The sequence below is a fragment of the Streptomyces sp. NPDC029044 genome, from assembly GCF_040637495.1.
Taxonomy (GTDB): Bacteria; Actinomycetota; Actinomycetes; order Streptomycetales; family Streptomycetaceae; genus Streptomyces.
On record NZ_JBEZWN010000031.1, the window covers coordinates 74280 to 89115 of the forward strand.

12 protein-coding genes and 1 pseudogene are annotated in these 14836 nt (G+C 70.6%); 5 read left to right on the forward strand and 8 right to left on the reverse strand.

Annotated features, from left to right (window positions below; genetic code table 11):
- Positions 1–22 precede the first annotated feature (22 nt).
- The 3 genes from AB0E85_RS23735 to AB0E85_RS23745 are packed head-to-tail and all read left to right on the forward strand — an operon-like array spanning position 23 to position 2975.
- Positions 23–1057: an ABC transporter substrate-binding protein gene (locus AB0E85_RS23735; RefSeq protein ID WP_361930504.1), complete on the forward strand. Its 1035-nt coding sequence runs from the start codon at positions 23–25 to the stop codon at positions 1055–1057.
- Between the two features lie 35 nt (positions 1058–1092).
- Positions 1093–2169 (forward strand): iron ABC transporter permease, encoded by a 1077-nt coding sequence (locus tag AB0E85_RS23740; protein WP_361930542.1) that lies wholly within the window; start codon positions 1093–1095, stop codon positions 2167–2169.
- Positions 2166–2975, forward strand: coding sequence for an ABC transporter ATP-binding protein (locus tag AB0E85_RS23745; protein ID WP_361930507.1), 810 nt, complete (start codon positions 2166–2168; stop codon positions 2973–2975). Before AB0E85_RS23740 ends, AB0E85_RS23745 begins: the two co-directional genes overlap by 4 nt.
- 148 nt (positions 2976–3123) lie before the next feature.
- On the opposite strand, the gene AB0E85_RS23750 is transcribed toward AB0E85_RS23745, so the two are convergent.
- From AB0E85_RS23750 to AB0E85_RS23785, 8 genes and pseudogenes are all read right to left on the reverse strand, one after another.
- Entirely contained in the window at positions 3124–5664 is a 2541-nt protein-coding gene (locus AB0E85_RS23750; RefSeq protein ID WP_361930510.1) for a DUF4118 domain-containing protein, read from the reverse strand.
- A gap of 6 nt (positions 5665–5670) precedes the next feature.
- A complete protein-coding gene (locus AB0E85_RS23755; protein ID WP_361930513.1) occupies positions 5671–6354 on the reverse strand; it encodes a response regulator in 684 nt (227 codons plus the stop codon).
- Positions 6355–6488: 134 nt separating this feature from the next.
- A complete protein-coding gene (locus tag AB0E85_RS23760) occupies positions 6489–7157 on the reverse strand; it encodes a potassium-transporting ATPase subunit C (protein WP_361930516.1) in 669 nt (222 codons plus the stop codon).
- Positions 7158–7162: 5 nt separating this feature from the next.
- Positions 7163–9286, reverse strand: coding sequence for a potassium-transporting ATPase subunit KdpB (kdpB, locus tag AB0E85_RS23765; protein ID WP_361930520.1), 2124 nt, complete (start codon positions 9284–9286; stop codon positions 7163–7165).
- Positions 9286–10947: a potassium-transporting ATPase subunit KdpA gene (gene kdpA / locus AB0E85_RS23770; RefSeq protein ID WP_361930523.1), complete on the reverse strand. Its 1662-nt coding sequence runs from the start codon at positions 10945–10947 to the stop codon at positions 9286–9288. The genes kdpB and kdpA overlap by 1 nt, the downstream gene beginning before the upstream one ends.
- A gap of 8 nt (positions 10948–10955) precedes the next feature.
- Positions 10956–11045: a K(+)-transporting ATPase subunit F gene (gene kdpF / locus AB0E85_RS23775; RefSeq protein ID WP_037672136.1), complete on the reverse strand. Its 90-nt coding sequence runs from the start codon at positions 11043–11045 to the stop codon at positions 10956–10958.
- On the reverse strand, positions 11042–11179 hold the full coding sequence (locus AB0E85_RS23780) for a hypothetical protein (protein WP_361930526.1): 138 nt from the start codon (positions 11177–11179) through the stop codon (positions 11042–11044). The genes kdpF and AB0E85_RS23780 overlap by 4 nt, the downstream gene beginning before the upstream one ends.
- A gap of 125 nt (positions 11180–11304) precedes the next feature.
- Positions 11305–11655, reverse strand: a pseudogene (locus tag AB0E85_RS23785) (amino acid permease); the annotation flags it as partial.
- Between the two features lie 427 nt (positions 11656–12082).
- On the opposite strand from AB0E85_RS23785, the gene AB0E85_RS23790 reads away from it, so the two are divergent.
- Positions 12083–13144, forward strand: coding sequence for a tartrate dehydrogenase (locus tag AB0E85_RS23790; protein WP_361930529.1), 1062 nt, complete (start codon positions 12083–12085; stop codon positions 13142–13144).
- 101 nt (positions 13145–13245) lie between these two features.
- Entirely contained in the window at positions 13246–14385 is a 1140-nt protein-coding gene (solA, locus tag AB0E85_RS23795) for an N-methyl-L-tryptophan oxidase (protein ID WP_361930531.1), read from the forward strand.
- Positions 14386–14836 lie beyond the last annotated feature (451 nt).

Below are 14836 nucleotides of genomic sequence, written 5' to 3' on the forward strand. Positions count from 1 at the left end.
CGGACTCCGCAGGAGGCTTCACGTGTACGACCGTCCCCCGCTGTTCACACCTGCCCGCAGGCGGCATGCCCTGCGTGCGACAGCCGCTGCCGTCGCCGCGTGCGCGGCCCTGCTGACCGCTGGCTGCGGCTCGTCGCAGGACACCACCGAGGACACGAAGGCCCCGGCCCCTTCGGCGGCGGGCTTCCCCGTCACGATCGACAACTGCGGTGTGAAGACGACGTACGACAAGCCGCCCTCCCGCGTCGTCACCATCCACCAGCACCCGGCGGAACTCATGCTCGCCCTCGGTCTGAAGGACCGTATGGTCGGCACCGCCTTCCCCGACTCGGCCGTCCTGCCCGAACTGAAGAAGGACTACGAGGCGATCCCGGAACTGGCGAAGAAGGAGCCGTCGTTCGAGACGGTCCTGGAGGCAGAGCCCGACCTCGTCTACGGCGGCTACGGCAGCGCCTTCGCCGAGAAGGAGGGCCGCTCCCGCAAGGCGTTCGCCGACGCCGGCATCGACACGCATCTCAACCGCGAGTACTGCGGCAAGAAGCGGGTCACGATGAAGGACACCTACGACGAGATCCGCACCATCGGCAAGATCTTCGGCGTCCCGGACCGGGCGGACGAGCTGGTCGCCGACCTCACCGGTCGCGTCGACAAGGCCTCCGCCAAGGTCGAGGGCGAAGCCGAGGTGCCCGTCTTCGTCTACGACAGCGGCGACAAGACCGCCTTCACCGCCGGGGGGAAGAGCCTCGGCACCGAGCTGATCCGGCTGGCCGGCGGCAAGAACGTCTTCGCCGACCTCGACGACGTCTTCGGCGACGTCTCCTGGGAACAGGTCGTCGAACGCAAGCCCGAAGTCATCGCCATCTACGACTACGCCGGCGCCGGAAGCGTCGAGCAGAAGAAGAAGTTCCTGCTCTCCCAGCCCGCCCTGGAGGACGTGCCCGCGGTCAAGAACAAGCGGTTCGTCGTCCTGCCGCTGACCGCGACGCTGGTCGGTATCCGCTCGGCCTACGCGGTCGAGGACCTGGCCCGCGGCATCCACCCCGAGAGCTTCGCGTGACGACTCCGATCGTCCGAGCCGACACCCGACGGGCCGTGCCACAACAGCACAAGGGCGACGGGCGAGCCGGCCGGGCCGGTCTCACCGTCACTCTCGTCGCCCTGGCCGCCCTTCTGGTGATCTCCGCCACCGCCGGCCTGGCCATCGGCTCGGTGCAGGTGCCGCCCGGCCAGGTGTGGGGCATCGTGACGCACACACTGGGGGCGGGCTGGGTCGAACCGGACTGGTCGCGGGCGCGGGAGACCATCGTGCTGGACGTCCGCGCGCCGCGCGTGCTGCTCGGCGCGGTGGCCGGCGCCGGACTCGCCATGGTGGGCACCGCCCTGCAGGCCCTGATCCGCAACCCGCTCGCCGAGCCCTACCTGCTCGGCGTCTCCTCCGGGGCGTCCCTGGGCGCCGTCACGGTGATCGTGTTCGGGGTGACCCTGTTCGGGCCGGTGTCGCTGTCGGTCGCCGCGTTCGCAGGCGCGCTCGGCGCGCTGCTCCTCGTCTACGCCACCGCCCGCACCGGCGGGCGCATCACCTCGGCACGGCTGGTCCTCTCCGGGGTGGCCATCGCCTCGGTGCTCACCGCCGTACTGGACCTGCTGCTGCTCACGACCGACCGGGGCAACGAGGCCCGCGCGGTCCTCGCCTGGACCCTCGGCGGCCTCGGCGGTGTCAACTGGGACACCCTCTGGCTGCCGAGCGGCGCCCTGCTCCTGGGCATCGCCGTCCTCATGGTCCAGGCCCGCAACCTGAACCTGCTGCTCGCCGGAGAGGAGGCCGCGACCACGATGGGGCTGGACGTGGCCCGCTTCCGCGCCCGGATGTTCGTCCTGCTCTCCCTCGTCACCGGCATCCTCGTCGCGGCGTGCGGACCGATCGGCTTCGTCGGCCTGATGCTGCCGCACATCGTCCGCCTCGCCGTCGGAGGCGACCACCGACGTGTCCTGCCGACGGCAGCCCTCGGCGGCGCGGTCTTCCTCATCTGGGCCGACATCGCCGCCCGCGTCGTCGCCGCGCCCATGGAGATACCCGTGGGCGTGCTCACCGCCCTGTGCGGCGGCCCGTTCTTCCTGTGGCTGATGCGCCGCGACGCCCGCCGGAGCACCGATCGAGGAGGGTCATGACCGGCACGGAACTCGTCATCGACACGGTCACCCTCACCGCCGGCGCGCACCGCCTGGTCGAGGACGTCTCCCTGACCGCCCGCCCCGGCGAGGTCATCGGCCTGGTCGGACCGAACGGCAGCGGCAAGTCCAGCCTGCTGCGGGCCGTGTACCGCGTCCTGCGCCCCACGACGGGCCGCGTCGGTATCGACGGCACCGACGCCTGGTCGCTGCCCGTGCGGCAGCTGGCCCGGACGGTGGCGGCGGTCGTCCAGGAGTCGGGCGGCGACTTCGACCTGACGGTGCGCGAGGTCGTCGCCATGGGACGCACCCCGCACAAACGGCTGCTCGACGGCGACACCCCCGAGGACGCCGACCTGATCGAGTCGGCGCTCGCCACGGTCGACGCCACCGGCCTGGCCCACCGCCCCTTCGACCGGCTCTCCGGCGGCGAACGCCAGCGCGTCCTCATAGCCCGTGCCCTCGCCCAGCAGCCGTCCCTCCTCGTCCTGGACGAACCGACCAACCACCTGGACATCCGCCACCAGTTGGACGTCCTGGGCACCTTGCGCGGGCTTCCCGCGACGGTTCTGGTGGCCCTCCACGACCTCAACCTGGCCGCGTACTACTGCGACCGCCTCTATGTGCTGAGCGATGGCGAGGTCACCGCCTCAGGCCCGCCCACGGAGGTCCTCACGCCCCAGCTCCTGGCCGACGTCTACGGCGTGACGAGTGAGGTCACCGTCCACCCTCGCACAGGCGCACCGCAGGTCACCTTCCTCCCCGGGGAGCCTCGGGCACCCGCGCCCTGTGGCCGAACGCACTAAGGGGTCCTTTCACTGTGCCCGTCCGTGTCGGACGGGCACAGTGAAAGGACCCCGATAACCCGGCACGCGGGGAGACGCAGGGGCACCGGAACATGACCCCGTCGTTCCCCGGACGACGTGCGGCTCGGGCGGCGACCGCCCCGGGCGCTCAAGGCCCGGCCGCGGCCGGAAGCACCGACTGATCCAGCCGCTCGGGGGCCATCGGGACGCTGAGCACCATGGTGAGGCCGCCACCGGGCGTGTCCTCGGCGTGCACGGTGCCGCGCACGGCCTCGGTGAAGCCGCGTGCCACCGCGAGGCCGAGGCCGACACCCACGCCGCGGGGTGAGTCGCCGTAGCGCTGGAACGGTTCGAAGATGCGTTCCTTGGCCTCGTCCGGTACGCCAGGACCGCGGTCCACGACCCGCAGTTCGACCCGGTCGCCGAGGGCACTGGCGGAGACCAGGACCTTCTCTCCCGGCGGGCTGTGCTTCACGGCGTTCTCGACGACGTTGGCGACGGCCCGTTCCAGGAGCCCCCGGTCGACGTGGACCATGGGGAGTGTCTCGGGGATGTCCAGCTCGACGCTGTCCTCGGGGACTCCGCCGAGCGCCATGGGGACGACCTCGTCGAGGTCGGTCTCGCGCAGTACGGGTGTGACCGTGCCGGTCTGCAGACGGGACATGTCGAGCAGGTTGCCGACCAGTTGGTCGAGCCGGTCGGCGCCCTCCTCGATGGCCTCCAGCAGTTCCGCCTCGTCCTGCTCGGACCACTCGACGTCGTCGGACCGCAGCGACGACACGGCGGCCTTGATCCCGGCGAGCGGCGTGCGCAGGTCGTGGCTGACGGCGGCGAGCAGCGCCGTGCGGATGCGGTTGCCCTCGGCCAGTTCCTCCGCCCGGTCCGCCTCGCCCTTGAGTCGCTGGCGGTCCACGACGACCGCGGCCTGGGCGGCGAAGGCGGCCAGGACCCGTCGGTCGGCGGCCGGCAGCACCCGGCCGCGCAGGGACAGGGCCATGTGATCGCCGACGGGCACATCGACGTCCGCGTCGTCGGGGGCCCCGGCGGGGAGGGGCCCCACACTGTCGACGCAGGTCCAGGGAGCCTTCTCGCCGGTCCGCTCCAGCAGCGCGACCGACTCCATGCCGAAGGTCTCGCGGACGCGTTCCAGCAACTCCTCCAACCCGGTCTCGCCCCGCAACACGTTCCCCGCGAGGAAGGACAGGATCTCCGACTCGGCCCGCAGCCGGGCGGCCTGGTGGGTGCGGCGGGCCGCCAGGTCCACCACCGAGGCCACCGCCACGGCGACCCCGACGAACACCACGATGGCGACGATGTTCTGCGGGTCGGCGATGGTCAGGGTGTGGACGGGCGGCGTGAAGAACCAGTTCAGCAGCATGGAACCGACCACCGCGGAGGCCAGCGCCGGCAGCAGTCCGCCCAGCAGCGCCGCCGCCACTGTCAGAGTCAGGAACAGCAGCATGTCGTTGGCGAGGCCGACGTCCGGCACGGCGCCGTTCAGGAGCCAGGTGAGCAGGACAGGGCCGAGCACGCCGGCCACCCAGCCGCCGACCACCCGGGCGCGCCCGAGGCGTGCGCCGCGCGCCACCGGCAGGCCGCGGCCCTTGCCGGCCTCGGCGTGCGTGATGAGGTGGACGTCCAGGTCGGGGCCGGACTCGCGGGCGACCGTGGCGCCGACGCCCGGCCCGAAGACGTACTGCCAGCTTCGGCGCCGGGAGACGCCGAGGACGATCTGGGTGGCGTTCACCCCCCGGGCGAAGTCGAGCAGGGCGGCGGGGATGTCGTCACCGACGACGTGGTGGAAGGTGCCGCCCAGGTCCTCGACGAGGGTGCGCTGGAGGGCCAGCTCCTTGGGGGACGCGGCGGTGAGGCCGTCGCTGCGGGAGATGTAGACGGCCAGGACCTCCCCGCCGGCGCCCTTCTCGGCCAGTCGCGCGGCCCGTCGGAGCAGGGTGCGCCCCTCCGGGCCGCCGGTGAGGCCCACCACGATCCGTTCCCGCGAGCCCCAGATGGCCGAGACCCGGTGCTCGCTGCGGTACTCGGTCAGGTAGGCGTCGACCCGGTCGGCCACCCACAGCAGCGCCAGTTCGCGCAGGGCCGTGAGGTTGCCGGGCCGGAAGTAGTTCGACAGTGCCGCGTCGACCTTGTCGGGCTTGTAGATGTTGCCGTGCGCCATACGGCGGCGCAGCGCCTGCGGGGACATGTCGACCAGCTCGATCTGGTCGGCACGCCGTACGACCTCGTCGGGGACGGTCTCGCGCTGGCGCACCCCGGTGATCGACTCGACGATGTCGCCGAGGGACTCCAGGTGCTGGATGTTGACGGTGGATACGACGTCGATGCCGGCGGCGAGGAGTTCCTCGACGTCCTGCCACCGTTTGGTGTTGCGGGAGCCCGGCACGTTGGTGTGGGCCAGCTCGTCGACCAGGGCGACCGCCGGGGCACGGTGCAGGACGGCGTCCACGTCCATCTCGGTGAAGGTGCCGCCCCGGTACTCGATCTCCCTGCGCGGGAGTTGTTCGAGGCCGTGGAGCATCACCTCGGTGCGCGGCCGGTGGTGATGCTCCACGAAGGCGACCACGCAGTCGGTGCCCCGTTCGACGCGTCGGTGGGCCTCCGACAGCATCGCGTACGTCTTGCCGACGCCGGGTGCCGCGCCGAGGTAGATCCGGAGCGTGCCGCGTGCCATGTCGTCTCAGCCTTCGAAGCGGTAGCCCATGCCGGGCTCGGTGATCAGGTAGCGAGGGTGGGCGGGGTCCTTCTCCAGCTTGCGTCGTAGCTGGGCCATGTAGACCCGCAGGTAGTTGGTCTTGCTGCTCTGCGTGATGCCCCAGACCTCGTTGAGCAGGTGCTTCTGTGTGATCAGCCGGCCGGGGCTGGTCACCAGTATTTCCAGCAGGTGCCACTCGGTGGGGGTCAGCCGCACGTCCCTGCCGTCGCGCACCGCCCTCTTGGCCAGCAGGTCCAGGGTGAAGTCCCGGGTCTCGACGAGCGTCACCGCAGGACCGGCCGGGGTGTCCTCGGTACGGCGGACCGCGGCCCGCAGGCGGGCCAGCAGTTCGTTCATGCTGAACGGCTTGGTGACGTAGTCGTCGGCACCGGCGTCCAGCGCGGCCACCTTCTCGTCGGACCCCTGCCGGGCGGAGAGCACCAGGATCGGCACTCGGCCCCAGCCCCGCAGGCCCTTGATGACGTCGACGCCGTCCATGTCGGGCAGGCCGAGGTCGAGCAGGACCACGTCGGGCTGCCGTGCGGCGGCGAGCCGCAGGGCGGTGGCACCGTCGGGCGCGGCGTCCACGTCGTAGTGACGTGCCTGCAAGTTCAGGACGAGGGCCCGCACCAGCTGCGGGTCGTCCTCGACCACGAGCACCCGGGTCATGGGTGTCTGCCTCTCCTGTCGTACGTCGTGCCGTGCACGTCCGGAAGCGGGGCGCCCGACGTCGCGGCCGCGGGAGCCGGCGGGGCCGGGAAGTTCCCGCACCCGCCGGCTCCCGAGGACATGGCGCGACGTCATCAGCTCTTCGCCGTGAGTTCCTTGAGGGCGATGTTGAGCTCGAGAACGTTCACACGCGGCTCGCCCATGAAGCCGAGGGTGCGGCCCTCGGTGTGCTCGTCGACGAGTTTCTGCACCTCCGCGGTGGACAGGCCGTTCTTCTCGGCGACCCGGTGGACCTGGAGATCCGCGTACTGCGGGGAGATGTCCGGGTCCAGTCCGGACCCCGAGGAGGTGACCGCGTCCGCGGGAACCTGGGACGGCTTCACCTTGTAGGTGCCGGTGGAGTTGTCCTTGACGACGGCCGCCTTGGCGTCCTTCACCCACTGGATGAGCTCTTCGTTGTCGCCGGAGCGGTTGGTAGCGCCGGACAGGATGAGCTTGTACCGGGTGTTGACGCTGTTGGTGCCGAGGCCGTTCTGCGGACGGCCCTGGAACCACCTCAGGTCCGGCTCTGGGGTCTCCTGACCCTCCTTCAGCGGCAGGTTGTAGGCCTGCCCGATCAGGGAGGAGCCGACGACCTTGCCGTCCGCCGTGATCTCGGAGCCGTTCGCCTTGTCGTGGAACAGCCCCTGCGCGATGCCGGTGACGACCAGCGGGTAGAGGACACCGGTCACCAGGGTCAGCACGAGGAGGGCGCGCAGGCCCGCCCCGGCCAGCCGGGCGGTGTTCGTGACGGAGTTGTTCATGGCGTTCAGCCGATCCCGGGGATGAGGGAGATGAGCAGGTCGATGATCTTGATGCCGATGAAGGGGGCGACCAGTCCGCCCAGGCCGTAGACCGTCAGATTGCGCCGCAGCAACTTGTCGGCGCTGACCGGCCGGTACTGCACGCCCTTCAGGGACAGCGGCACCAGGGCGATGATGACGAGGGCGTTGAAGATCACCGCGGACAGGATCGCGGAGTCCGGTGAGGACAGGCCCATGATGTTGAGCTTGTCCAGGCCCGGGTAGACGGCCGCGAACAGCGCCGGGATGATCGCGAAGTACTTGGCGACGTCGTTGGCGATGGAGAAGGTCGTCAGCGCGCCCCGCGTGATCAGCAGCTGCTTGCCGATCTCCACGATCTCGATCAGCTTGGTCGGGTTGGAGTCGAGGTCGACCATGTTGCCGGCCTCCTTGGCGGCCGACGTGCCGGTGTTCATGGCCACGCCGACGTCCGCCTGCGCGAGCGCCGGGGCGTCGTTGGTGCCGTCGCCGGTCATCGCGACGAGCTTGCCGCCCGCCTGCTCCCGCTTGATGAGCGCCATCTTGTCCTCGGGAGTGGCCTCCGCGAGGAAGTCGTCGACGCCCGCCTCCTCGGCGATGGCCTTGGCCGTCAGCGGGTTGTCGCCCGTGATCATGACGGTCTTGATGCCCATGCGGCGCAGTTCCTCGAACCGCTCCCGCATGCCGTGCTTGACGACGTCCTTGAGGTGGATGACGCCCAGGACACGGGCCCCGCGCGCGTCCTCGACCGCGACGAGCAGCGGAGTACCGCCCGCCTCGGAGATGCGGTTGGCGATCTCGTCGGCGTCCTCGGCGATGGTGCCGCCCTGCTCCTGGACCCAGGAGATGACCGAACCGGCCGCGCCCTTGCGGATCTTGCGCCCGTCGACGTCCACCCCCGACATACGGGTCTGAGCGGTGAAGGCGATCCACTCGGCACCCACCAGTTCGCCCTGGTGACGCTCGCGCAGGCCGTACTTCTCCTTCGCGAGGACGACGATCGATCGGCCCTCGGGCGTCTCGTCGGCCAGCGACGACAGCTGCGCCGCGTCGGCGACCTGTGCCTCGGTGGCGCCCCGCACCGGTACGAACTCGGCCGCCTGCCGGTTGCCCAGTGTGATGGTGCCGGTCTTGTCCAGCAGGAGGGTGGAGACGTCACCGGCGGCCTCGACCGCGCGGCCGGACATGGCGAGCACATTGCGCTGCACCAGCCGGTCCATCCCCGCGATGCCGATCGCCGAGAGCAGGGCGCCGATCGTGGTCGGGATCAGACAGACCAGCAGGGCGACCAGCACGACCATCGTCAGGTGCGTGCCCGCGTAGTCCGCCAGCGGCGGCAGCGTGGCGCAGGCCAGCAGGAAGACGATCGTCAGCGAGGCCAGCAGGATGTTGAGGGCGATCTCGTTCGGCGTCTTCTGCCGGGCCGCGCCCTCGACCAGGTTGATCATCCGGTCGATGAAGGTCTCGCCGGGCTTCGTCGTGATCTTGATGACGATGCGGTCGGACAGGACCTTCGTGCCGCCGGTGACCGCCGAGCGGTCGCCGCCGGACTCCCGGATGACGGGCGCGGACTCGCCGGTGATCGCCGACTCGTCGACCGAGGCGACACCCTCGACGACGTCGCCGTCACCGGGGATGATGTCGCCCGCCTCGCAGACGACCAGGTCGCCGATCCTCAGCTCGGTACCGGGCACGCACTCCTCGGCCGAGCCGCTGAGCCTGCGCGCCACCGTGTCGGTCTTGGCCTTGCGCAGCGTGTCGGCCTGCGCCTTGCCGCGGCCCTCGGCGACGGCCTCCGCCAGGTTGGCGAAGATCACCGTCAGCCACAACCAGGCGCTGATCGTCCAGCCGAACCAGTCGCCCGGGTCGGTGAAGGAGAAGGCCGTGGTCAGGACCGATCCGATCCACACCACGAACATCACGGGCGACTTGACCATCACCCGCGGGTCGAGCTTGCGGAAGGCGTCCGGCAGCGACCTGACCAGTTGCTTGGGGTCGAAGAGGCCCGCGCCCACGCGGCCCTCGGGGGCCTTGTGCCCGGTGGGGGCGTCCTGGTGGGGAGCGAGGGTGGGAGTGGACATGGAGTCCTGCTTCTTTACGTCGGTGGTCATCACGCCAGCCCTTCGGCCAGCGGTCCCAGCGCGAGGGCGGGGAAGTACGTCAGACCGGTGATGATGATGATCGTGCCGACCAGCAGCCCGGTATACAGCGGCTTGTCGGTGCGCAGGGTGCCCGCGGTCTCCGGGACCGGCTTCTGCTCGGCGAGCGAGCCGGCCAGCGCCAGCACGAACACCATCGGCAGGAAGCGGCCGAGGAGCATGCACAGGCCGAGCGTGCTGTTGAACCACTGCGTGTCCGCGTTCAGGCCGGCGAAGGCCGAGCCGTTGTTGTTGGAGGCGGACGTGTAGGCGTAGAGGATCTCGGAGAACCCGTGCGCACCGCTGTTGGTCATGGAGTTCGCCGGGGTCGGCAGCGCCATGGCGAAGGCGGTGAAGACCAGCACGAGGGCCGGGGTGATCAGGATGTAGCAGGCTGCCAGCTTGATCTCACGGGAACCGATCTTCTTGCCCAGGTACTCGGGCGTACGGCCGACCATCAGACCGGCGATGAACACCGCGATGATCGCCATGATCAGCATGCCGTAGAGGCCGGATCCCACACCACCGGGCGCGATCTCGCCCAGCATCATGCCGAGCATGGCGATGCCGCCGCCCAGGCCGGTGAAGGAGGAGTGGAAGGAGTCCACCGCACCGGTGGAGGTGAGCGTGGTCGACGTCGCGAAGATCGCCGACGAGCCGACGCCGAAGCGGACCTCCTTGCCCTCCATGGCGCCGTTCGCGAGTTCGAAGGCCGGGCCGTGGTGGGCGAATTCGGTCCACATCATGAGCGCGACGAAGCCGACCCAGATGGTGGCCATGGTGGCGAGGATCGCGTAGCCCTGCTTGACCGAGCCGACCATGATGCCGAAGGTCCGGGTCAGGGAGAACGGGATGACGAGGATCAGGAAGATCTCGAAGAGGTTGGAGAACGGGGTGGGGTTCTCGAAGGGGTGGGCGCTGTTGGCGTTGAAGTAGCCGCCGCCGTTGGTGCCCACCTCCTTGATGGCCTCCTGCGACGCGACCGCGCCTCCGTTCCACTGCTGCGTGCCTCCCATGAACTGGCCGACCTCGTGGATGCCGGAGAAGTTCTGCATCACACCGCAGGCGACCAGCACGATCGCGGCGACGAACGCGAGCGGCACCAGGATGCGCACCACACCGCGCACCAGGTCGGCCCAGAAGTTGCCCAGTTCACCGGTGCGGGAGCGGGCGAACCCGCGCACGAGTGCCACGGCCACGGCGATGCCGACGGCGGCCGAGACGAAGTTCTGCACGGCGAGACCGGCGGTCTGCACGACGTGGCCCATGGCCTGCTCGCCGTAGTAGGACTGCCAGTTGGTGTTGCTCACGAACGACGCGGCCGTGTTGAACGCCTGGTCCGGGTCGATGGCGGCGAAGCCGAGCGAACCGGGAAGGTGGCCCTGGAGGCGCTGGAGCAGGTAGAGGAACAGGACGCCGACGGCGGAGAAGGCGAGGACGCCGCGCAGGTACGCGGGCCAGCGCATCTCCGTGTCGGGGTCGGCACCGATGCCCTTGTAGATCCACTTCTCGACGCGCCAGTGCTTGTCGGACGTGTAGACCTTGGCCATGTAGTTGCCGAGCGGGATGTAGGCGAGCGCCAGTGCCGCTATCAGGGCGAGCAGCTGGAGCACGCCCGCGAGTACGGGACCCATCTCTTGTCTCAGAACCTCTCCGGGAAGATCAGGGCGAGGACGAGATATCCCAGAAGGGAGACGGCCACGACGAGGCCGACGACGTTCTCGGCGGTCACAGCTTGGTCACCCCCCTGGCGACAAGGGCCACCAGCGCGAAAACCGCGATCGTGGTGACGACGAAGGCCAGATCGGCCATCGCGAGCTCCTGGAGTGAGGTTCGGTTGGAACGGACGATTCGAGGGAAGCGCATCGGTGGCCGGATCAGACCGGTCGTTGACGCCTCCCTTACGGCCGGGCCCAGGACTTTGACGGAACCCTGACGGCACCCGGTCCGCCATGGTGAGCAGTCACGCCGTACAGGTAGGCCATCCGGTCTCACGGCAGCCGGAAGCGGAGACGGCAGATCACCGCGTCCGTCTCCCGTCGCAGAGCGTGTGCGACGACCGCGCCCCGCTGGTTCTGCAGCAGCCACTGCCACAGCCGCTCCGGCTCGGTCTCCGGGATCAGCACGGTGACCCGCGAGCCGGGCTCGGCCGCGCCCACGTCACGGACGCAGGCGGCGATGGGGGCCCAGTGTGCGCCGCTCGCAGTTCAGCCGGATCAGCGGCACCCCCGGGTTCCGCTCCCCGCAGGCCGGCTCCGACGCGTACCGGGTGGCCCGGTCCTCGGGGTCGGGTAGCAGACGGTCACCGCGCGGACCTCGTCGCCGAGGGATGCGGCGGCGGTCGGCTTCGTCCAGGACGAGGACGGGCGGGTCGGCGAGCAGCGCGCGGGCCAGGAGCAGGCTCCTGCGCTGAACCGCGACGCCCATCTGTCCGAAGCGGCGCTGAAGTTCCGGGAGTGCGTCACCCGCAAGCCGTTCATGACCCATCGCCTGCCCGCGCGACACCGGGCCCGCCCTACGCCATAGCCCGACGCCACAGCCCGACCGGATGCCGGCTTGTTGCCGTGCCCCGGCCACTGGGGCGCCGGCGCCATCCCGCCGCCGGGACCACGGAGGACTCCGCCGTGGTCCCGCCGCAGGCGCCCGCTCTGGTCCGCCTGCGAGGCGCGAAAGAGAACCGCGACAGAGCCGCCTTATAAGCCGGCCTTATAAGGCAGATCGGGATCACGTCTTGGACGCTCTGCCCGCCCCGCTGCTGCAATCGGACGTATGACGCACCACAACCACCGCATCGCCCTCATCCCCGGTGACGGCATCGGGACCGAGGTCCTGCCGCCCGCCCGGCGCGTCCTCGACGCCGTCGGCCGCCGCCACGGAATCGGCTTCTCCTACTCCTCCTACGACTGGTCCTGCGAGCGCTACGTACGCGAGGGCTCGATGATGCCCGAGGACGGCCTGGACCGGCTGCGCGAGGCGGAGGCGATCCTGCTGGGCGCCGTCGGCTACCCCGGCGTGCCGGACCACGTATCGCTGTGGGGGTTGCTGATCCCCATCCGCCGCACCTTCCGCCAGTACGTCAACCTGCGGCCGATCCGGGTCTTCGAGGGCGTGGACAGCCCGCTGCGCAGCGCCGCCGCGGGCGAGGTCGACCTCGTCGTCGTGCGGGAGAACGTCGAGGGCGAGTACAGCGAGATCGGCGGACGGCTGAACCAGGGAACGGCCGAGGAACTGGCCGTTCAGCAAGCGGTGTTCACCCGGGCCGGCGTCACCCGGATCGCCGACTACGCGTTCTCCCTCGCCACCCGCCGCCGAGGGAGACTCACCTCCGCCACCAAGTCCAACGGCATCATCCACACCATGCCGTTCTGGGACGAGCTGATCGCCGAGCGGGCTGCCGAGCACCCCGGCGTCACCTGGGATCAGGAGCACATCGACGCGCTGGCCGCGAAGTTCGTCCTCGAACCCGCCCGCTTCGACGTGGTCGTCGCCTCCAACCTCTTCGGCGACATCCTCAGCGACCTCGCGGCCGCGGTCGCCGGATCCATCGGCATCGCCCCGGCGGCCAACCTCAACCCCGAGCGGGAATTCCCCTCGATGTTCGAGCCGGTGCACGGCTCCGCACCCGACATCGCCGGGAAGGGCATCGCCAACCCGCTGGGCGCGATCTGGTCCGCGGCCATGATGCTCGACCACCTCGGCCACCCCGAGGCCGCCCGGGACATCGACAACGCCGTCACCGCCGTCCTGGCCAAGTCGGATGTGCGAACCCGCGACCTGGGCGGTACGGCGACGACCGACGAGTTCACCGAGAAGCTGCTGGAACTGCTCTGACCGTCCCGGCCCTTCGAACTGAGCACCCGGCTCCACCACGAATCGAACAGCCGCGCGTCGAGGGCACAGCAAGCGCCCCGGCGATACGAAAGGAAAGTCCCGTGTCAGCTGCGAAGAAACGCGTCGCCGTCGTCGGCGTCGGAACGATGGGCAGCCAGGCCGCCTGGCGGCTTGCGGCCCGCGGCGCCGAGGTCGTCGGGTACGACCGCTACGCGCCCGGCCACGACCGCAGCGCCGCCGGCGGGGAGACCCGCATCTTCCGCAGCGCCCACTTCGAGGACTCCCGTTACGTCCCCCTCCTCAAGCACGCCGACACCCTGTGGGAGCAGCTCCAGCAGGAGACCGGCCGCGAGCTGCGGCGTCTGACCGGATGCCTGCTCATGGGGCCGACCGAACACCAGCAGATGGCCACCGTTCTGCAGTCCATCGCCGAGCACGACCTCGACCACGAGGTGCTGGACGCCGAAGCCCTCGCCAAGCGCTTCCCGCAGTACCGGCTCGACGACGGCGACGCGGCCGTGCTCGACCGCCGCGCCGGCTTCATCCGCCCCGAGCTGACCATCCAGACCGCGGCCCGCCGCGCCGAGCAGCTGGGCGCCGTCATCCACCGCTACACCACGGTCCGAGAGATCGTCCCCGTCACGGGCGGCGTCGAGATCCGCACCGACGCCGGCAGCGACCGCTTCGACACCGCCGTGGTCACCCCCGGCCCGTGGGTCAACGACCTGCTGCCCGACCTGCCCTGGGAGGTGGAGGTCCGCCGCGTCATCAGCGCTTGGTACGTGCCGACCGCTCCCGACGCCTGGTTCGGCGGGGAGCGCCCGGCGTTCATCCGCACGGCACCCGCCCACTGGTACGGCCTGCCCTCCCCGGACGGCCTCTCCGTCAAGCTCGGCCTGAACCGCGTACTGCACCGGGTCGTCGCAGACCCGAACCAGCTGGAGCGGACGGTACGACCGGAAGAGCTCGAGATCTTCAGGGAGTTGATCGGCCGTTACCTGCCCGACCTGCACCCGGACCCGACCCGTCTCACGGCCTTCATGGAGGGCTACACCGAGAGCTCCCGCCCACTGGTCGGCCCGCTGCCCGGCGCCGAGAACGTCATCCTGCTCGCCGGATTCTCCGGCCACGGCTTCAAACTCTCGCCCGCCTTCGGTGACATCGCCGCCGACCTCGCCCTGGACGGCACCTCGCCCCAGCCCATCGACTTCATCTCCACCATCGGCCGCACGGAGGCCTGACCATGAACGCCTGCACCCGCTCCGTGGGCTCTCTGGAGGCCCAGCCCGGTACCAAGACGCGCGGCAGCGTCCGGGCCGATCTCGGCACCCTTGCCGTCGACATCCCACTGACCCCGGTCAACGGCTCCCGCCCCGGCCCCCGGGTCGTCATCACCGCGGGTGTGCACGGCGGCGCGTTCAGCGACTGCGCCGTCCTCGACCTGTCTTCCCCCTCCCCACAGGCACGCTCGCCGAGACATCGACCCGCCTGTGAACCAACCACCCCATGGAAAGGAACCACATGTACTCCATCGGTCCGCTCGCCGGCCGGCGCGCTAGCCCGGCGGCCGCGCCCTGGGCGCCACGCGCCGGCGGCGGGCGCCCAGGCTGCGGGCAGCCCGGCGCCAGGTGACCGGCGGGGCCGGGCGGCGTGCTGGCGCCCGGCGCGCGGCGGCGGGGGAGGCTGACCGTG